Source organism: Streptomyces sp. NPDC026062 (assembly GCF_055568375.1).
The window spans coordinates 16,975-36,523 of the sequence record NZ_JBVHOQ010000048.1 but is presented as its reverse complement, the minus strand read 5'-3'; the positions used below and the strand labels follow the sequence as shown (position 1 = coordinate 36,523).

The 19,549-nt window shown below is 71.2% G+C and carries 16 protein-coding genes; 7 read left to right on the top strand and 9 right to left on the bottom strand.

The features are described from left to right. Positions 1 to 15 precede the first annotated feature (15 nt). Both ACZ4LX_RS32395 and ACZ4LX_RS32390 read right to left on the bottom strand, forming a co-directional pair. Entirely contained in the window at positions 16 to 1,437 is a 1,422-nt protein-coding gene (locus ACZ4LX_RS32395) for an MFS transporter (protein WP_467650473.1), read from the bottom strand. After that, positions 1,434 to 1,889 (bottom strand): MarR family winged helix-turn-helix transcriptional regulator, encoded by a 456-nt coding sequence (locus tag ACZ4LX_RS32390; RefSeq protein WP_467650474.1) that lies wholly within the window; start codon positions 1,887 to 1,889, stop codon positions 1,434 to 1,436. The genes ACZ4LX_RS32395 and ACZ4LX_RS32390 overlap by 4 nt, the downstream gene beginning before the upstream one ends. Before the next feature lie 170 nt (positions 1,890 to 2,059). Between ACZ4LX_RS32390 and ACZ4LX_RS32385 the strand changes: the two genes are divergently transcribed. Next, the gene (locus ACZ4LX_RS32385; protein WP_467650475.1) at positions 2,060 to 3,115 is read left to right on the top strand and encodes a LacI family DNA-binding transcriptional regulator; all 1,056 of its coding nucleotides are present in this window, start codon (positions 2,060 to 2,062) and stop codon (positions 3,113 to 3,115) included. A gap of 180 nt (positions 3,116 to 3,295) precedes the next feature. Here the strand turns inward: ACZ4LX_RS32385 and ACZ4LX_RS32380 are convergent, their stop codons facing one another. After that, a complete protein-coding gene (locus tag ACZ4LX_RS32380) occupies positions 3,296 to 4,282 on the bottom strand; it encodes an acetylxylan esterase (RefSeq protein ID WP_467650476.1) in 987 nt (328 codons plus the stop codon). A 254-nt stretch (positions 4,283 to 4,536) separates the two neighbouring features. Between ACZ4LX_RS32380 and ACZ4LX_RS32375 the strand changes: the two genes are divergently transcribed. The 6 genes from ACZ4LX_RS32375 (at position 4,537) to ACZ4LX_RS32350 (ending at position 12,288) form a co-directional block, all read left to right on the top strand. Then, positions 4,537 to 5,787, top strand: coding sequence for a sugar ABC transporter substrate-binding protein (locus tag ACZ4LX_RS32375; protein WP_467650477.1), 1,251 nt, complete (start codon positions 4,537 to 4,539; stop codon positions 5,785 to 5,787). A gap of 5 nt (positions 5,788 to 5,792) precedes the next feature. After that, positions 5,793 to 6,785, top strand: a complete 993-nt coding sequence (locus tag ACZ4LX_RS32370) for a carbohydrate ABC transporter permease (protein ID WP_467650478.1) — start codon at positions 5,793 to 5,795, stop codon at positions 6,783 to 6,785. Then, on the top strand, positions 6,782 to 7,693 hold the full coding sequence (locus tag ACZ4LX_RS32365) for a carbohydrate ABC transporter permease (RefSeq protein ID WP_467650479.1): 912 nt from the start codon (positions 6,782 to 6,784) through the stop codon (positions 7,691 to 7,693). The genes ACZ4LX_RS32370 and ACZ4LX_RS32365 overlap by 4 nt, the downstream gene beginning before the upstream one ends. A 118-nt stretch (positions 7,694 to 7,811) precedes the next feature. Beyond that, positions 7,812 to 9,014, top strand: a complete 1,203-nt coding sequence (locus ACZ4LX_RS32360; protein WP_467650480.1) for a glycoside hydrolase family 1 protein — start codon at positions 7,812 to 7,814, stop codon at positions 9,012 to 9,014. Positions 9,015 to 9,409: 395 nt separating this feature from the next. After that, positions 9,410 to 11,503, top strand: a complete 2,094-nt coding sequence (locus tag ACZ4LX_RS32355) for a TPM domain-containing protein (protein ID WP_467650500.1) — start codon at positions 9,410 to 9,412, stop codon at positions 11,501 to 11,503. 71 nt (positions 11,504 to 11,574) lie between these two features. Next, positions 11,575 to 12,288 (top strand): PspA/IM30 family protein, encoded by a 714-nt coding sequence (locus tag ACZ4LX_RS32350; protein WP_467650481.1) that lies wholly within the window; start codon positions 11,575 to 11,577, stop codon positions 12,286 to 12,288. Between the two features lie 172 nt (positions 12,289 to 12,460). On the opposite strand, the gene ACZ4LX_RS32345 is transcribed toward ACZ4LX_RS32350, so the two are convergent. From ACZ4LX_RS32345 to ACZ4LX_RS32320, 6 genes are all read right to left on the bottom strand, one after another. Beyond that, positions 12,461 to 15,037 carry a SpoIIE family protein phosphatase gene (locus ACZ4LX_RS32345; protein ID WP_467650501.1) on the bottom strand — a complete coding sequence of 859 codons (2,577 nt, stop codon included), beginning with the start codon at positions 15,035 to 15,037 and terminating at the stop codon, positions 12,461 to 12,463. A gap of 193 nt (positions 15,038 to 15,230) precedes the next feature. Then, positions 15,231 to 15,659 (bottom strand): ATP-binding protein, encoded by a 429-nt coding sequence (locus tag ACZ4LX_RS32340; RefSeq protein ID WP_467650482.1) that lies wholly within the window; start codon positions 15,657 to 15,659, stop codon positions 15,231 to 15,233. Positions 15,660 to 15,835: 176 nt separating this feature from the next. After that, the gene (locus ACZ4LX_RS32335; RefSeq protein WP_467650483.1) at positions 15,836 to 16,240 is read right to left on the bottom strand and encodes a (deoxy)nucleoside triphosphate pyrophosphohydrolase; all 405 of its coding nucleotides are present in this window, start codon (positions 16,238 to 16,240) and stop codon (positions 15,836 to 15,838) included. A 60-nt stretch (positions 16,241 to 16,300) separates the two neighbouring features. Then, positions 16,301 to 16,483, bottom strand: coding sequence for an SPOR domain-containing protein (locus tag ACZ4LX_RS32330; protein WP_467650502.1), 183 nt, complete (start codon positions 16,481 to 16,483; stop codon positions 16,301 to 16,303). Between the two features lie 225 nt (positions 16,484 to 16,708). Then, on the bottom strand, positions 16,709 to 18,442 hold the full coding sequence (locus ACZ4LX_RS32325; RefSeq protein ID WP_467650484.1) for a purine-cytosine permease family protein: 1,734 nt from the start codon (positions 18,440 to 18,442) through the stop codon (positions 16,709 to 16,711). A 265-nt stretch (positions 18,443 to 18,707) separates the two neighbouring features. Continuing rightward, positions 18,708 to 19,460, bottom strand: a complete 753-nt coding sequence (locus ACZ4LX_RS32320; protein ID WP_467650486.1) for a GntR family transcriptional regulator — start codon at positions 19,458 to 19,460, stop codon at positions 18,708 to 18,710. Between the last annotated feature and the right edge of the window lie 89 nt (positions 19,461 to 19,549).

The following is a 19,549-nucleotide window of genomic DNA, read 5'->3' as shown; positions in this document are numbered from 1 at the left end:
GGTGCTCGGACGGATTCAGGTACGGCCGCGCAGGGCGCGGTCGGTGACGGTGAGAACGATGAGCAGGACGCCCAGGACCGCCGCGACGCCCGCCATCAGGTGCAGACCCCGGTCGCCGGTCGACTGGCCGTACGCCAGCGCGATGAGGCTGGAGGCGGTGATGGCTCCTATGTACTGGGCGGTGCGCTGGAGTCCCGCGGCGGAGCCGATGGACTCGGGCGGGGCGTGGGCCTGGACGGCCGCCTGGTTGCTCGTGCCGATCAGGCCCTGCGGGACGCCGAAGCAGGCTCCGGCCAGCAGCAGGATCCCCACCGGACTGTCGCCGGAGAGCAGGAACAGCAGCCCGGCTCCGGCGGTCAGCAGGACGCAGGCCAGGGTGAGCGGGCCCCGGATGCCCTTGGTGCGGGCGCCGAGCAGCGAGCAGGCCAGCGCGGCGAGGGACATCGGCAGCATCAGCAGCCCGGTGTGCCCGTACGAGTAGCCCCGGGCCTCCTCCAGCCACTGGGTGTAGCCGTACATCACGCAGTAGACCAGCAGATAGCTGATCCCGTGCCGCAGATACGTCCGCGAGAGGGCGGCGTTCCCCGCCAGCATCCGCAGATCGATGAAGGGCTCGGGGCACCGCAGCTGCCATCCCACCAGGGCCGCGGTCAGGACCGCGAAGGGCGCGAGGAGCCACCACATCGGGTGGGCGAGGTCGAGCAGGAAGAAGGCGAGAACGGTCAGGGCCGTGGTGAACAGGCCGATGCCGAGCGGGTCCAGGCCGAGCCGGGGCCTGGCGCCGCCCGCGTCCGCCCGGCGCGGCGGGTCGGCGGGGATCCAGCGCAGGGCGGCTCCGAACGCGATGAGGGCGACGGGCACGTTGACGGCGAAGATGCCTCGCCAGCCGACGGCCATGACCAGCAGACCGCCGAGCGTGGGACCGACGGCGGCGCTGCCGAGCGCGGCGAAGGAGAGCCGGGCCAGCACCGGCCTCGGGGTGGTCCGGCCGACCCGGGCCGACTCGTCGCGCAGGACCGCCATGGCGGCCGGGTAGGCGGCCGACGTACCGATGCCGAGCAGCAGCCGGGAGACGATCAGCGCGCCGAAGCTCTGGGCGAGCGTGCCGACCAGACCGGAGGCGATGACGACGACGAGGCCGGCCAGGAAGACGCGGCGGGGCCCGAGGACATCGGCGAGTTTGCCGAGGACGGGCTGGGCGACGGCGCTCGCGAGGTAGAGGACCGAGATCAGCCAGGCGGTGTCGGCGGCGCCGATGCCGAAGTGGTGCCCGATCGCCACCAGAGCGGTGGAGATCATGGTGGTGTTGAGCGGGTTGAGCAGCGAGCCGAGCAGCAGCGGGGCGGTGAGCCGGGCGCTGAACCCGGTGGCGGGCGCGGTCCCGGCCGCGGACGCCGACGCGGATACCGGCCCGGGAAGCACCTCGCGACGGGTCATGAACCGACCAGGCGCTCGATGAGCGCGACCGCCTCGGCGACCGTACGCCGCTCCGCGCCGTCGAGTTCGGCGGCGACGGTCTCGGCCAGCCAGTTGCGCTTGGCGGCCCGGACGTCGGCGAGCGTCGAACGGCCGGTGTCCGTGATCGACATGACCGACTTCCGGCCGTCGTCCGGATCGGGCGCCCGCTCGACGAGTCCCTGATCCTCCAGGGCGCCCAGCGTCAGCCGCATGGACTGGGGCCGGACGAACTCGGCGCGGGCCAGATCGGCCGTGGTGGTCGGCCCCCCGTCCTCCAGCCGGGCCAGCACCGAGCGCTGGGTCGGGGTCAGCAGACTCTCCGACGACGAGGAGCGCAGCCGCCGCACCAGCCTGCCGACCACGGAGGCGAGATGGTCCGCCACCTCCTGGGGGGTCGGGTCGGCGGGCGTGGTTCCGGACGGATGCGTCATGCCCCCACCGTAAAAGGTGCACAGGTCATCTTGCAAGGTTACCTGTCAATCAAGGCGTATCCTTGCCCGTAAACGGACCGCGATCTAGGGTGAATGCGCTTTCATTACGTGTACACAGATGGTTGTGCCGATACGCCTCGGCACGGAAGAAGAAGCGGACGGTCGGTCGAGTGAGCGCCCCAACGGTCTACGACGTCGCGGAGCGGTCGGGCGTCTCCATCGCCACGGTTTCGCGTGTCTACCGCACCCCGGAATCCGTGCGCGCCCAGACCCGTGAGCGGGTGCTCGACGCGGCGCGCGAGCTCGGTTACGTACCCAGCGGCAACGCGCGAGGACTGGCGAGCCGCACCACCGGGGTGCTCGGTCTGTGCTTCCCGGACTACGCCGACCCGGACGCCGAGGCCGACGCCGAGGCGGACAGCGACGCCGACGACGCGGTGATGCTCTACTCCGACCAGATCATCCGGGGCATGGAGCGGGCCGCCCGGCGGCACGGGTACGCGCTGCTGATCGCGGCATCACTGGAGGGCGGCCCGGAGAGCCTGGTCGCGAAGGTCGCGGGGCGGGTCGACGGTTTCGCCGTCCTGGCACAGACCGTGCCGACCGAGGACCTCGACGTGATATCGCGCCGGCTGCCGGTGGTGATGCTCGCCGGACCGCGCGAGATCGACCATCTCGACCACATCGTCGTCGCCAACGCCGAGGGCGAACGCGAGCTCGCCCGCCACCTGATCGAGGACCACGGCCTGCGCCGGCTGGCGTTCGTGGGGGGCGACACCGATTCACCGGACGCGGAGGCCCGGTTCCGGGGCTTCCGGGAAGCGTGCCGGGACGCCGGCCTCCCGGTGCCGGACGAGCCGGCCCTGCGGACGGCGATGATGAAGCAGGCCGAGGGCGCCCAGGCGGCCGAGACCCTGCTGGACCGGGGCGGGGAGCGGCCCGAGGCGATGCTCTTCGCCAACGACCAGATGGCGGTGGGCGCCCTGCGCGCCCTGGCCCGGCGCGGAGTGCGGGTGCCCCAGGACATGGCGGTGACCGGCTTCGACGGGATTCCGCTCGGCCGGATCGTCCAGCCGCCGCTGACGACGGTGCGCCAGCCGATCCGGCGGCTGGGCGAGCAGGCGGTCGAGCTGCTGGTCCAGCGGCTGAACAACAGCGGCCGCGAACCGGTCTCGCTGACCCTCCCGGTCTCCGTCATCCGCCGGGCCAGCTGCGGCTGCGGCTGACGGGACCGCCGGACAGGACCGGCTGACGCGGCGGGCTGACGGGCGCCCGCCGGACGAGAAGGGCCGGCGCTCCGCTCCGACGGGCGGGGCCCGCCGGCAGGCCCCGCCGGACGGGACCGGGCGACGCGACCCGCTCAGGGGCGCCCGCCGGACGAGAACGTCCGGCGGCGCGCCCCGCGATCACCCCTCCAGCCACTTCCCGAAGAAGCTCCGCCGCGCCTCGACCAGCCCGGCCACCTGCCCCGCCAGCCCCTCGTACTCGAAGTGCGCCGCCGGCAGCACCAGCAGCTCCCGCTCCCCCGCCAGCGCGTTGTGCACGGCGAACTGGCCCGGCGGCGGCACGGACGGGTCGAACAGCGCCGCGGCCACCATCGTCGGCCGCTCCACGAACCCGGCGGCCGTCGCCGCGTCGAAGTACCGCAGCACCTCCACGACCTCGGGGTGCTCGCTCCGGTACCCGCGCACGGACTCGCCGCTCCCGGTGCACCGCAAGGTGAGCCGCAGCGGGTGGTTGCCGAACGTGGGAACCGTCAGCTGCGACGCCCCGAAGCGGTCGTCCCACGGCAGGGCCAGCGCGCCGAGCCCGCCGCCGAAGCTCTCCCCGAGGAGGCCCAGCCGGCCCGTCCCGGCGACCTCGGGCACCAGCTCCTCCAACGCGGAGGCCGCGCACCACAGGTCCGCCACGCAGTCGCCGATGACATAGGTGTCGCGCGACTCGATGCCGTGCAGCACATGCCCGGCGGAGACCTCGGGAATGCCCGCCACCCGGCCGCGCTCCGCCATGCCCCGTACGCACGGCAGGATCGCGGCCGACGACGGCAGCGGCAGCGGCACGTCGGGCCCGGCCTCCTGGCGGCCCCCGTACCCGTGCCCGATGACGAAGCCGTGGCGCACCGGCTCCGCGCTCTCCACCGGCAGGGCCAGCCAGCCGCCCAGGCGCACCCCGCCCACCGAGTTGTACGTCACGCCGTGGATCCGTACGCCGTCGCGCTCGTCCTCAACCGGCCCGATCTCCGGGTCCGTCGCCACCGCGCGGGCCGCGTCGTACCGCGCACGCCAGAAGTCCGCGAAGTCGTCGGGGGCCGACGGGGCGGGGACGGTCATCAGGTCGTCGAGAGTGCGCCCGTGGGCCGGGTCGAACGGGAAGTCATGCGCGAACGAAGTCATGATCACGACACTATCGCCGCCCGGCTCACGGCAGGGACCCGCATCCGGCCTCGGAACAAACATGCGGAATCGGTCACACCATCACCTTTTTCGCAAACACCCCGCTTACCGTTCCAAGTCGAACATTCAGATGTCCAGCACGTTGCACGAGTGTGACCAAGCACCCTCTTGCGGATTCCCGAATCTCTGCCGCAGAGTGATGTATGCGCTTACAGGCAGCGCATACATTCGGATTGCTCAAGGAGGAGCCCTCCATGTCCCGCACCGCCAGAACCGCCTCCACCGGCATCGGAATCGCAGTCGTGCTCGCTCTCGGTCTGACCGCGTGCGGCAGTTCCGGTGGCGACGACGTCGCCGCGGACAAGAAGCAGACGCTCACTGTCTGGGCCATGGGGGCCGAGGGCGAGAAGCTCGCGGATGTGGCCAAGGTGTACGAGAAGGCCAACCCGAACATCACCATCAAGGTGACTCCGGTCGGCTGGGACGTCGCCCACCAGAAGCTCGTCTCCGCGGCCGCCGCCGGCACCATGCCGGACGTGGCCCAGATGGGCGGCTCGTACATGGGCGAGTTCTCCGAGCTCGGCGTGCTGGAGCCGGTCGACACCAAGACCTTCCAGGAGAAGGACTTCTTCCCGGCCGGGTGGAAGCAGGGCGAGGTGGACGGCCAGGCGTACGGCGTGCCGTGGTACGTCGACACCCGCGTCCTCTACTACCGCACCGACCTGGCCGAGAAGGCCGGCATCACCAAGGCTCCGACCAACTGGAAGGAGCTCCAGGACCTCGCGACCGCCTACCAGAAGAAGGCGGGCACCAAGTGGGGCCTGTCCATCCAGCCCAGCGGCCTGGACACGGTGCAGAACTTCTACTCGTTCCTCTACTCGGCCGGCGGCGAGATCGTCAACGACAAGGGCGAGGCCGTCATCGACAGCCCCGAGGCCGTCAAGGCGCTCAAGGAGTACGGCTCGTACTTCGACAAGGGGCTCTCCAACAAGTCCGTGCCGCCCGGCTACGACGTCGTGAAGGACTTCGGCAACGGCCGGGTCCCGATGTTCTTCGGCGGCCCCTGGCACGTCACCCTGCTCAACGAGGGCCAGCCGCAGCTCAAGGGCAAGTGGGCGGTGGCCAACGTGCCCGCCGACAAGTCGTCCACCTCGATGGCCGGCGGCTCCTCGCTGGTGATCTCCAAGGACAGCGAGCACAAGGCCGCGGCGACCGAGTTCATCAAGTACCTGACGGACACCAAGGGCCAGGCCGACTGGTACAAGCGCACCAAGGACCTGCCGGCCAACACCGCCGCCTGGACCTCGGGCGACCTCGCCGCCGACACCGATCTGCAGATCTTCAAGAAGCAGATGGACACCGCCAAGTCCTCCCCGTCGCTGTCCAACCTGAGTGAGATCACCGACAAGGTCGACCAGGCGATAGCGAAGGTGACCCAGGGCAAGGCTTCCGCCGAGGACGCGCTGAAGACCGCGCAGTCCGAGATCGAAGGCCTCGTGAAGTAGGAGCCATGAGCACCACGACCGGAAAGGCCGCACAGCCGGCCAAGGTGCAGGCCGGGCCGGGGACCACCGCGTCCCCGGCCGCCGGGCCGAAGGGTTCACGAAGCCGCAGGAAGCCCTCGATGGGCGTGCAGAACATGGCCGGCTGGCTGTTCTCCACCCCCTTCCTCGTGCTCTTCCTCGTCTTCATGGCCGTCCCGATCATCGCCACGCTGGTGATGAGCTTCACGGACTTCGGGCTGCGCAACGTGACGCACCCGATGGACGCGAACTTCATCGGCTTCGAGAACTACACCAAGCTGTTCAGCGACGAGAAGTTCCTCAAGTCGCTGTTCAACACGGCGTACTTCGTCGTCGTCGGCGTGCCGCTGACGATCTTCCTCGGACTGGTCGTCGCCGTACTGCTGAACAACGGCATCGACCGGGCCCGCACCTTCTTCCGCGTCGGTTTCTACGCCCCGGTCGTCACCACCATCGTCGCGGTCGCCGTCGTCTGGCGCTTCGTACTCGATCCGAGCGACGGCCTCGTCGCGGGCCTCTTCTCCGAAGTGGGACTCACCGCGCCGGACTTCCTCGGCTCCGAGAAGCTCGCCATGCCGTCGATGATCGCGATGGCGGTCTGGCGCAACCTGGGCACGGTCATGGTGCTCTTCATCGCCGGCCTCCAGGCCATCCCCACCGAGGTGCGGGAGGCGGCGCGGCTGGACGGCGCGAACGTCTGGCAGGAGTTCAGGGGCATCACGGTCCCGCTGCTGCGGCCCACGCTGCTCTACGCCACGGTGATCACCACCATCGGCTACCTCAACGTCTTCGAGGAGCCGTTCGTGATGACGCAGGGCGGTCCCTCGGACTCGACGCTCACCGTCTCGCTGAACATGTACCGCGAGGGCTTCAACTTCTTCCACATGGGCTATGCGAGCGCCATGGCGTATGTCCTCTTCGTAGTGATCATGGGCATCACGGTGCTGCAGCTCCGACTGCTGAAGGACAACACGAAATGAGCGCCACCAGTGCACCGGGCGCCGTCTCGACGGCGCCGTCGAAGAAGCCCGGGAACGACGGCCGGACGGACGGCGGCAAGCAGCCGCGTTCGCTGAAGCGGGTCCTCGTCTACGTCCTGCTCTCGCTCGGCCTGCTGATCATGTCGGCGCCGTTCCTGTGGATGGCCCTGTCCGCGTTCAAGACGACGAGCGAGCTGACCGCGAGCCCGCCGGTCTGGATCCCGACCGAGTGGACCCTGGACAACTTCCGGGACCTGCTCGACAAGCTCGACCTGCCGCTGTACTTCATGAACTCGGTGATCGTGGCGGTGCTGGTCACCGTCTCGAACCTGGTGTTCTGCTCGATGCTGGGGTACGCCCTGGCCAAGCTGAACTTCGCCGGCCGCAACAAGATCTTCGGTCTGGTGCTCGGCGCCCTCATGGTGCCCGGCAACCTGATGCTCCTCCCGCTCTTCGTCCTGATGAGCAAGATGGGCCTGATCGACTCCTACGCCGGTCTGGTGCTGCCCTTCGCGGCGGGCGCCTTCGGGGTCTTCCTGATGCGCCAGTTCATGCAGTCGATCCCGGACGAGCTGCTGGAAGCGGCCCGGATGGACGGCGCCGGCGAGTGGTACATCTTCTGGCGGATCGTGATGCCACTGGTGAAGCCCGCCCTGGCGACACTGTCGATCTTCACGTTCCTGGGGTCCTGGAACAACTTCGTCTGGCCGCTCATCGCGACCAACGACCCCGACAAGTACACCCTCCCGGTCGCCCTGGCGACCTTCGCCACCGACCCGAACAAGGCGGGTGGCTCCAACGGCATGCTGATGGCCGGTTCCTTCCTGATCGTGCTGCCGGTCCTGGTCGTGTTCATCGCGCTCCAGCGGCACTTCACCCAGGGCATCGCCACGGCGGGCATGAAGTAACCCGCCCCCCGCGGGGCGGCCGGCCCCCCTTCCCGGCCGCCCCACCGATACGTACGAGGCCGCGCACCCCGCACCCGCGCGGGCCACACCCCTCCACGCACCAGAAAGACGTTCTGCGATGACTCACACCCAGGTCCCGTTCCCCGAAGGATTCCTGTGGGGCGCCTCCACGGCCGCCCACCAGATCGAGGGCAACAACACCAACAGCGACTGGTGGGTCAAGGAACACACCGCGGGCACCCACATCCAGGAACCCAGCCTGGACGCCTGCGACAGCTACCACCGCTGGCACGAGGACATGGACGTGCTGGCCGGACTGGGATTCACCGACTACCGGTTCTCCATCGAGTGGGCCCGCATCGAGCCCGCCGAGGGGCAGTTCTCCCGGGCCGAGCTCGCCCATTACCGCCGGATGGTCGAGGGCGCCATCGAGCGCGGACTGCGCCCCATGGTCACCCTGCACCACTTCACCGTTCCCCAGTGGTTCGAGGCCCGCGGCGGCTTCACCTCCGAGGGCGCGACCGAGCTGTTCGCCCGTTACGTCGCGGCCTGCGCACCGGTCATCGCCGAGGGCGTCAGCCACGTCTGCACCATCAACGAGCCGAACATGATCGCCGTCATGGCGGGCCAGGCCAAGCGCGGCGACATCGGCTTCCCGCCCGCCGGACTGCCGACGCCGGACGACGAGACCACCGTCGCCGTGATCGCCGCCCACCACGCGGCCGTCAAGGAGGTCAGGGCGATCAACCCCGACATCAAGGTCGGCTGGACCATCGCCAACCAGGTCTACCAGGCCCTCCCCGGCGCCGAAGAGGTCACCGCGGCCTACCGCCACCCCCGCGAGGACGTCTTCATCGAGGCCGCCCGGGGCGACGACTGGATCGGCGTGCAGTCCTACACCCGGACGAAGATCGGCACCGACGGCCCGATCCCGACCCCGGACGACGTCGAGCGCACCCTGACGCAGTGGGAGTACTACCCCTCCGCCGTCGGCTACGCGCTGCGCCACACCGCCGACATCGTGGGCCCCGGCATGCCGCTGATCGTCACCGAGAACGGCATCGCCACCGACGTCGACAGCCGCCGCGTCGACTACTACACCGGTGCGCTGAACGAGGTCGCCTCCGCGCTGGAGGACGGCCTCAACATCCAGGGCTACCTCGCCTGGAGCGCGCTCGACAACTACGAGTGGGGCTCCTACGCGCCCACCTTCGGCCTCATCGGCTGGGACCCGGAGACGTTCGAGCGGCTGCCGAAGCCGTCCGCCGTCTGGCTGGGCGAGATGGGCCGCACCCGCACCCTGCCGCGCGACGCCGGCTGAGCGACGGCCGGGGTGGCCCCGGGCCCCGGCCCGAGATCACCCGGCCCCGGCCACCCCGGCTCCATGACCGGGAGCTCCTGACGGCTCCCGCGCGCACGGGAACCGGCGGAACCTGACATCCGCCGGTCCCCGTACCGCACCACCGGCCGGTCGGCCCTCCTGTACCGAGGACACCGGCCGGCCGCTCTCGTACCGGCGCCCCCGCACGCCCCGCTCGCGCCCGCCGTTGCCGTGCCGGGGCCGGCGCACGCCCCGCCCGCGCGCCGCTCGTCACCCGACCGGAGTCCGAGCCGCTGTGCCGCACCCCCCGGGACATCGACGCGGCGCGGCGCCGCGCACCCGTCGGGTCGCGGGCCACCAAAGGCGGACATAGCCTCACGAACGTGACGCCGTCTGTGAGCCGAACCCGGATCCTCATACCGGGCCGGACCCTGCTCACCGTGCTGTTGACGGTGTGCTGGCTGGCCCTGTCCCACGTGCCGGCAGCTCGCGCCGACGGGCCGATCACGCTGTCCCGCGACGGGCAGATCACCGACCGGGTGGGCGCCCTCGGGGACCGCGAGGACCAGGTGGTCACCGCACTCGACCGGCTCTACGACCAGCGCCGCGTCCAGCTCTTCGTGGCCTACGTCCGTGACTTCTCCGGGCGCTCCCCGCAGGACTGGGCCGACGAGACGGCCGGCCGCAACGGTCTCGGCCTCGACGACGTGCTGCTGGCCGTCGCCACCCACGACCGGCAGTACGCGTACTCCGTCGACCAGGACTCCCGCCTCACCGACGCACAGCTCCAGGACGTGGCGAGCACCGCCATCGAGCCGGCGCTCAAGGAGAACGACTGGGCGGGTGCCGCGATCGGGGCCGCCAACGGATACTCCGCCGTCCTCGCCGGCTCCCCCGTCCCCACCCCGGCCATCACCCCGGGCCCCGACGACCCCGGCTCGGGAAGCTCCGGCGGCACGAGCACCGGGGACCTGGTGCTGCCGATCGTCCTCGTCGGCGGCGTCGCAGCGGTCGCCGCGTACACCTTCACCCGGCGCAAGCGGCGCGCCACCACCCGCACGACACCCGGCGCGACCGGCTGGGGTCCGGCCGGAGCCGGGCAGGGCGAACCGGAGCAGCCGCCCACCCCCCTCCCCGAACTCGACGCGGAGGCCAAGCGGACACTCGTCGGCACGGACGACGCGGTCCGCACGAGCGACGAGGAACTGGGCTTCGCCACCGCCCAGTTCGGTGAGGAGGCCGCAGCGCCGTTCGCCGAGGCGGTCGGCTGTGCCAGGGATGAGCTGACGGCGGCGTTCCGGCTGCGGCAGCAGCTCGACGACGCCTTCCCGGAGGACGACGCCACCCGTCGCCGGATGCTGGACGAGATCATCAGCCGCTGCGCGGACGCCAACGCCCGGCTGGACGCGGTCGCGGAGGACTTCGACCGGCTGCGCGCACTCGAACGCGACGCCCCGCAGGCGCTGGCTGCGGCCGAGACCGCGTTCCGCTCGCTCACCGGCCGGGTCTCCGCCGCGGAGGCCGCGCTGGGCACGCTGCGTGCCCGTTACGCCCGGTCGGCCTCGGCCCCCGTCGCGGACGGCATCGAGCAGGCCAAGGACCGGCTCGTCTTCGCGACGTCCTCGCTCAACCGGGCGCGGCAGGCGGTGGACGGGGGCGACCGCTCGTCGGCGGCGGTGTACATACGGGCCGCCGAGGGTGCGGTGGGCCAGGCGGCGACGCTCGTCGACGCCGTCGGCCGGCGTGCGCGGGAGCTGGACGAGGCGGCGGCCCGGCTGCCGGCCGCGCTCACGGAGACGGAGACGGACCTGGCGGACGCGGGCGGGCTGCTGGAGGGCACGGCGCAGGGGGTGTCCACCGCGGACCTCCGGGGCCGGATCGCCCGCGCGCGGTCCGTGGCCGATGAGGTGCGGGCGGAGACCGGGGCGGGCCCGTACGACCCCATCGACGCCCTGCGCCGGGTCGAGGAGGCGGACGCGGTGCTGGACGAGGCGCTGGCCGGGGCCCGCGAGCAGGAGCAGGGCAACCAGCGGGCCCGCTCCCTCCTCGACCAGACGATGCTCACGGCTCGGTCGGCGATCGGAGCCGCAGCCGATTACGTCTCCACCAACCGGGGTGCGGTCGGCAGCCAGGCCCGGACCCGGCTGGCGGAGGCCGAGCGGCGGCTGGAGCGGGCCCGCGAGCTGGCCGGTACGGACGATCCGCAGGCCGCACTGGCCGAGGCACAGCGGGCGGACGCGCTGGCCGGTGAGGCACGGACCCTCGCGGAGCAGGACGTGCGGGCGTACGGGGGCCGGGGCGGGCCGGGAGGGGGTGGCCCGGGCGGCGGCATGGGTGGTGCGGTCCTCGGCGGGATCATCCTCGGCGGACTCCTGGGCGGGGGCGGCCGAGGCGGCGGGTTCGGCGGCGGTGGGTTCGGCGGCGGCAGCCCCGGGAGCTTCGGCGGTGGGGGGACGCGCGGCCGGCGGGGTGGCGGCGGCCGCTTCTGAACGGAGCCCGCACACGTACGCATCGCGACACATCACGTTCGCGGAGCAGGACCGGACACAGGAGAGATGCCATGACCAAGCAGACCGTTCTCGGACGCGTCACCCAGCTGGCGAAGGCCAACATCAACGCCCTGCTCGACCAGGCCGAGGACCCCCAGAAGATGCTCGACCAGCTGATCCGCGACTACACCTCCAACATCGCGGAGGCCGAAGAGGCGGTGGCCGCCACCATCGGCAATCTGCGTCTGATGGAGCAGGACCACCGCGAGGATGTCGCGGCGGCCAAGGAGTGGGGCGACAAGGCGCTCGCCGCCAGCCGCAAGGCCGATGAGCTGCGGGCGGGCGGTTCGGGCCCGGACGCCGACAAGTTCGACAACCTGGCCAAGGTCGCGCTCGGACGGCAGCTCCAGTCGGAGAAGGAGGCGAGGACCGCGGAGCCCACGATCGCCTCGCAGACCGAGGTGGTGGACAAGCTGAAGTCCGGACTGGACCGGATGAAGTCGAAGCTGACGGAACTGAAGGCCAAACGCGACGAGCTGGTCGCCCGCGCCAAGTCCGCCCAGGCGCAGAACCGGATGATGGACTCCGTGAAGAACATCGACGTCCTCGACCCGACCAGTGAGCTGAGCCGGTTCGAGGACAAGGTGCGGCGCGAGGAGGCGAAGGCGCTGGGCAAGCAGGAGCTCGCGGCGTCGTCCCTGGACGCCCAGTTCGAGCAGTTGGACGCACTGGGCGACAGCGCCGAGGTGGAGGCCCGCCTCGCCGCCCTGAAGACCGGCTCCTGAGTCCGCGGGGGCCGCCGGCCGCCGAGGGGCGGGGCAGGGGCCGGCCGGTCAGCGAGACCCGGACGCGGACGGCCGCCGGACCCGGGCGGCTCGCGGGGCCGGGGCGGCCGGCGGGGCCGCAGCCCGTGCGGGCGGCTGGAGCCGGCGCCGAACCCTGGGAGCCGGGCCGGTCTCAGAACATGCTGAGCAGTTCCTCCACCGTGCGCTCGGCGGCCGGACGGCCGCCGGGCAGCGGCAGTTCGAACCAGACGGTCTTGCCGCGCGGAGTCCGGCGCGACCCCCAGGCCGCGCTCAGCAGTCCGACCAGCTGGAGGCCCCGGCCGCCCTCGTCCGTGTCGCGTGCGCGCCGGCGCCTCGGCTGGACGAGGCCCGCGTCCCACACCTCGCACACGAGGGTGCGGTCGCGCAGCAGCCTCAGCCGGATCTCGCCCTCGCCGTACCGCAGGGCGTTGGTGACGAGTTCGCTGACCAGCAGTTCGGTGGTGTCCACCAGGTCGTCGAGGTCCCAGGCGATCAGCCGGTCCCGGGCCAGCTCCCGGGCGCGGCCGACCGAGCGGGGCTCACGGGGCAGCCGCCAGTCGCCGACGGCCTCGGCCGGAAGCCCCTGGACGCGGGCCATCAGCAGGGCGATGTCGTCCTCGCCGTGCCGGGTGTCGAGCGAGCTCAGTACGCGGTCGCAGACGTCCTCGAGAGGCCGGTCGGGTTCCACGAGGGATCCGCGCAGCGCTTCGAGCCCCTCGTCCAGCGGGTGATCGCGCGACTCGACGAGACCGTCGGTGTAGAGGGCGAGGAGGGCGCCTTCCTTGAGCTCCACCTCGACCTCCTCGAAGGGTTCGCCGCCGACACCGAGCGGCATGCCCGGCGGGACGTCGAGGAGCAGGGCCGCCTCGCCGGGCTCGACGACGACGGGAGGCAGATGGCCGGCGTTGGCGAAGGTGCAGCGCCGGGTGACGGGGTCGTAGACGGCGTAGACGCAGGTTGCCAGATAGACCTCGGAGAGGTCCGCCTCGCGCGATTTGTGGGCGGCCCGCGAGGGCCACTGGGCGCCGCCGCCCGCGTCCGAGGAGGTGCCGGCGCCGGGCGTGCCGAGGCCCCGGGCGACCTCGTCGAGCGCGGAGAGCACCTCGGCGGGTTCCAGGTCGAGGAGGGCCAGGGTCCTTACGGCGGTGCGCAGTTCGCCCATGGCCACGGCGGCGCGCAGCCCCCGGCCCATCACGTCGCCGACGACGAGGGCGGTGCGGTGGCCGGGGAGTTCGATCACGTCGAACCAGTCGCCGCCCACCTCGGTCGCCGTGTTGCCCGGCAGGTACCGGCAGGCGATGTCGAGGCCCGCGGCCTCGGGGTCGCCGGGCGGCAGGAGGCTGCGCTGGAGGATCAGCGCGCGCTCGTGCTCGCGCCGGTAGAGGCGGGCGTTGTCGATGCAGACGGCGGCGCGTGCGGCGAGTTCGGAGGCCAGGGCGCGGTCACGTTCGCCGAAGGGCTCGCTGCCCTTCGTGCGGGAGAACTGCACGAGGCCGACCACGGTGTCGTGGGCGACCAGCGGCACGGCGAGCGTGGACTGGACGAAGCCCCGGTCGTCGCCGGGTACGTCCTCCACATGGCCGGTGCGCAGGGCGATGGCGCACGGCGAGCCGAACGGGTAGCGGTGCACGGCGCCGAGTGCGGGCGGGCCGTCCTCGGTCCGGGGCCCGGCGGAACCCGGACCGAGGTCGGGATCGGGGCCGATGTCGGGCAGGACGTCCGACACGGCGCTGGCGAAGGCTACGCGGCGCAGTTCGGCGGAGCCGCCGACGGCTTCCCCCCGCAGCGGACCCCCGCTGCCAGGTGCCGTCTCCTCGCCCGTGAGCAGGGCCTGGTAGAGGTCGACGGAGGCGAGGTCGCAGAAGCCGGGCACGGCGACGTCGAGGAGTTCGCGGGCGGTCGTCTCCAGGTCGAGGGAGTTGCCGATACGGGCGCTCGCCTCGTTGAGCAGGGCGAGATTGCGCCGGGCGCTGGCCGCTTCGCGCGCCGCGATGTGGCGCCGGGTCACATCGGTGGCCAGCCCGGCGATGCCGGTCGGGCGGCCCGATCCGCTGTGCACCCGGTAGAGGTTCATCGACCAGTGGCGGCGCGCGGTGTCGCCCGGGGCGGTGCCGACGAGCTGGAGGTCGGTGACGGAGTCGCCGGTGGCCAGGACGTGTTCGAGCGTGGCTGTCAGCCGGTCCGCCTCCACGCCTGTGAGGTAGTCGTCGACCGTGCGGCCGCGGTGGTCCTCCGCCCGGCCGCCGAAGACGGTGGCGAACCTCTGGTTGGCCCGCACCACGGCCAGATCGGTGCCGAACAGCACGAATCCAAAAGGAGATTGGCCGAAAATTGCCTGCGAGGCCGCGAGGTCCGTCTCGATGCGCCGCAGCGCTCGGACGTCCACGACGATACAGACGGCGGCCCGTTCACCCGTCGCCGTCTCGCTCGGCATCACATAGATCTCGGCGAGCCCGTGCACGGCGTCCTCGCCCGGCATCCGGAAGGGGACGAGTCCCGTCCACTCCTTGCCGTCGAGCACCTCGGCGATCCGACGGTGGCCGTCCCGGCGCGTCTCGCCGGGCATGAAGGCCTCGACCGGGTCCATGCCCACCGCCTCGTGGGCGGCAACGCCGAAGAGGCCGGCTGCCCGGCGGCTCCACTGCTCGATCAGGCCATCGGGGCCGATCGAGAAGGAGGCGACCCTGATGTAGTCGTAGATCGAGCCAGGCGGGCTACTCTGCCACACGACATCGCCCGCTGTCCCAGGTATTTCGCTCACGCGACCGTCCCCTCCAGCTCACACACCGGACCGGTCCTGCCCGCAGTATTCAGCACTACGGCCCCTACCGACACGGCGTTCACGATCACAGCACGGTCTCAGTCCGTTTCGGCCAGATTCTGACGGACCTTCCGTGATCGCTGTTCGTCCCACCTCACTCCTAACCAGGCAGGGCCAGCTCGAACCACACCGTCTTGCCGCTCTTTCCGCGCCGGGTCCCCCAGCGGCGGGCCGAACAGGCCACGAGCTGCAGCCCTCTGCCGCCCTCGTCATCGGGCCCGGCCTTGCGCGCGGTGGGCGGATCCGGAAGCGGATCGGAGACCTCCACCACCAGGCCGGGGTGGACCGAGGGGCCTTCGCCGTTGGGGCGGGGGCGCAGCAGCCGCACGCCGATGGGGCCCGGCGTGTACCGCATGGAGTTGGTCACCAGCTCACTGACCAGCAGAACCGTCATGTCTCCGACGGCCGTGTCGAGCCCCCAGGAGCGCAGCGCGTCGTGGACGGCATGCCGGGCCGTACGCACGGCACCGGGAACAGCCGGAAAGCTCCACTCGGCGCTCTCGGCTTCGGTATCGATCACGCCGATCACTTCCCAGGAGCAGCAGCGGGAACATCCTATGTACGGGGGACTAAACACCACATACCCGGAATACAGGATGAAATACCGCCCGGTGTCGGCACGTGGGGCGTACGGATGTAGGGGCGCGCACACGAACGGCTGTACCCGTAACGAGGGGGCGCACGGGCCGGGTGCGGGCGCTCCGCTCAGCGGTCCGCGCCGCCCGGCTGCCGACGTACGGCTTCGGCCACCGCGGGGAGGTCCTGTTCCAGCCAGTCCACCGTGCCGGTCTCGCCCGGCCCGAGCCAGCGCAGCTCGTCGTGGTCCTCAAGTGGCACGGGCACGCCGGAGATCAGCCGGACCGTCCACACCTGAAGCACATAGCCGGGCTTGAGCGGCCACTCACCGGGAATGCGCTCCAGCGGCTCCGCCTCGATGCCCAGCTCCTCCCGGAGCTCGCGCACGAGGGCCTGTTCGCCGCTCTCCCCCGGCTCGACCTTGCCGCCGGGCAGCTCCCACCGCCCGGCCAGCTCCGGCGGTGCGCTGCGGCGCGCGGCAAGGAGCCGCCCCCGGTCATAGACGGCTCCGGCCACCACCACGCGATCAGTCATGGTGCGGAGCGTAATGCTCCGTCACCGACGCCCGGAAAGCACCGCGTCACAGGGGGCGCACTACGGGCGGGCGGTCTGCCCCGCGCGCTCGATCCAGTAGAGCTGCTTGTGGCCCCGGTCCTCAAGTTTGTCGACCGTCCGCTGCGCCTCGTCCTGCGTGGCATACCTGCCCACGCGGTAGCGGTTGCCGTTGTCGTCCTGCCGTATCACCAGCCAAGGGAGCACGGCACCGCTGTCGCTCATCGCGTCCCTCCAGAGCATCGCGCCCCTCCTCCGAACGGCATGCACGTCTCTAAGAATCCCCAGGAAACCGCAGTACGCATATGCCCGAGCCTACGCCTGACCTTCACTCAACGCATACGTAATCGCACAAAGAGATACTGATCCGGCCAGGAGCGGACCAACTCCCTGGGGGCGCATCCGGATGAATGCGCCCCCAGGGAGTTCCACGGTAGTGGGAGACCGGCGCTACGCCGAACCCGCATCGCCGCGCAGGACCGGTATCGGCATGAGCACCGGTCCTCCGGCGGGGTCCTTGCGGCAGACGTCGCCGCATTCGGCGTCCAGGGAGCAGCAGAGCGAGCAGATCGGACCGGACCGGACGGGGCAGTCGGCGATGTCCGGGAGTTCGTACGCCGTTTCACAGACCGCGCAGGTGTGGGTGGCGGTGATGTCCGCGACCTCGACGCCCGGCCCGTTCACGGGATTGGGCCGCGCCAGGTAGTACTTCCCCTTCGTCGCCCAGGCGATCAGCGGACAGAGCGTCAGCGAGAGCCCGGCCGCGATGAAGGTCGAGAACGCCTCCGCGTACGTACCGAACAGCCCGAAGAAGGCGAGGATCGATACGGTCGAGGCGATCACCATCGCCCCGAATCCCGCCGGGTTCACCGCGTACAGATAGGCCCGCTTGAACTCGATGTACGGCGGGCTCAGCCCGATCCGCTTGTTGATCACGAGGTCGGCGGCGACGGCCACGATCCAGGCGATGCCCACGTTGGAGTAGAAGCCCAGCAGCTTGTTGAGGGCGGCGAACATGTTCATCTCCATCAGCGTCAGCGCGATGACGAGATTGAGGAAGATGTACCAGACCCGTCCCGGATGGCGGTGGGTGATGCGGGAGAAGAAGTTCGACCAGGACAGCGAACCGCTGTAGGCGTTGGTCACGTTGATCTTGATCTGCGACACGATGACGAAGAGCGCGGCGGCGGGCAGCGCGAACGAACCGAGCCAGGGCTTCAGCGCCTCGATCTGCGGGGCGATCGGCTCCAGCGCATGGGTCTTGCCGACAGCCTCCAGGGCGACGAAGGCGAGCAGCGCGCCGCCGAGCTGTTTGGCCGCGCCGATGACGACCCAGCCGGGTCCGGCGGCGAGAACGGCGAGGTTCCAGCGCCGCTTGTTGGCCTCCGTCCTCGCCGGCATGAAGCGCAGGTAGTCGGCCTGTTCGCCGATCTGGGCGATGAGTGAGAGCGCGACCCCGGTGCCGAGTCCGAACCCGACCCAGGAGAAGCCCGCCCCCGCCCCCTCCGTGCCGCCGAAGGATCCGAACGCGCCCCAGGCGTCCGGCGCCTCGAAGGCGAGGACGACGAACGGCAGCACCATGCCGATGATCCAGACGGGCTGGGTCCAGGCCTGCACCTTGGCGAGCGCGCCCATGCCCCGGAAGACGATCGGAATGACGATCAGGGTGGTCACCAGGTAGCCCGCCTCGACCGGCAGACCGACGGCCTGGTGCATGGCCTGCGCCATGATCGAGCCTTCGAGCGCGAAGAAGATGAACGTGAAGGACGCGTAGATCAGCGAGGTCAGCGTCGAGCCGAAGTAGCCGAAGCCGGCACCCCGGGTGACCAGGTCCATGTCCAGGCCGTACTTCGCGCACGCTCGGGCGATGGGGATGCCGGTGAGGAAGATGATCGTCGCGGCGGCCAGGATCGAGGCGAATCCGCTGGTGAACCCGTAGGTGAACACGATCGAAGCGCCGATCGCGAAGTCGGCGAGGTAGGCGATCCCGCCGAGTGCGGTGCCCGCGACCACGGAGGGCGACCAGCGCCGGAAGGAGTGCGGCGCGTAGCGGAGCGAGTAGTCCTCGCGGCTCTCGTCGGCGGCGAGTCCGGCGTAGCTGCGCGCCGGGGGTGTGCCGGCCGGCCCGCCCGCGAGGTCTTCCCCGGGGGCGGGCCCGGTCTTCGGTACGGCTGTGTCCGTCATCGGTGACTTCCCGTTCGTCGGTCCGGTGTGCGGGTCCGAACGGGAAGTTAGGAGCGGGACATGACAAGCCGTCATGGTCGGTGATTGCCGGGCTGTTACGACACCAGGACTGCCGTTAACTCGCCGTCACGGGCGCCGGACACCTGCCTCCGGGTATCGGTCACCCGACAGGAACAGCGGCCCGCGGGCCGAACAGCCGGGCGGGGACGCGCCTTCGGGATCCCGGCGCTCCCCTTCCGCCGAGAGCCCACCGGGCCGGAAACGGTCACCGGACCGGGAGATGGTAGGCGATCCGGTAGCGGTCGGCCGGGACCACCACGTCGGCGGTCTCGACCGGGCGCCCGGAGGCGTAGTACGTCCGCTCGATCACCATCACCACATGCCCCGGCACCCCGCCGAGCGCCAGGAGCTCCTCCGCCAGCCCCGGGCGCGCGCCGACCTGTTCGGCCACGTTGTCCACCACGACATCGATCGCGGCCATCCGTTCGACCACCCCGCAGCCGCCCAACGGGCCCTCCTCCGGCAGCATCACCGGCGTGCGCCCCGTGACCGCGAGGGGCTCCCAGGAGGTGGAGAGCATCATCGGCTCGCCGCCGTCGCGGAACACGTAACTCGTACGCATCACGCGGTCGTCCGGCTCGATTCCGAGCCGCTCGGCGATCTCCGGACTCGCCCCCTCCTGCTCGCTCCGGGACTCCCAGGTCCCCCGCGCACCCTCCGCCGTCTGCTCCTGCCGGAACGGGCTGGCCCCCGACTCCGAACGGAAGCCGGACCGGGCGATCCGGCGCGGGACCGGGCGCTCGCGCACATAGGTGCCGGAGCCGGAGCGGCCCTCGACCAGCCCCTCGGCCATCAGGACCTTGCGCGCCTCCAGCGCGACGGTGTCCGAGACCCCGTACTCCTCGCGGATACGCGCCTGCGAGGGCAGGCGCGTATGCGGCGGCAGCGAACCATTGGCGATCTTCTCTCTGAGATCGCTCGCAACGCGCAGATAGGCGGGCTGCTCACCGAAAGTCACAGGCAACTCCCCAAGAGGTTGACAGACCGCAACAGCCTCGCAACGGTCGGTTCCGAACCGCAAGCACAGGCCAGAGTTTCACCCGAAGT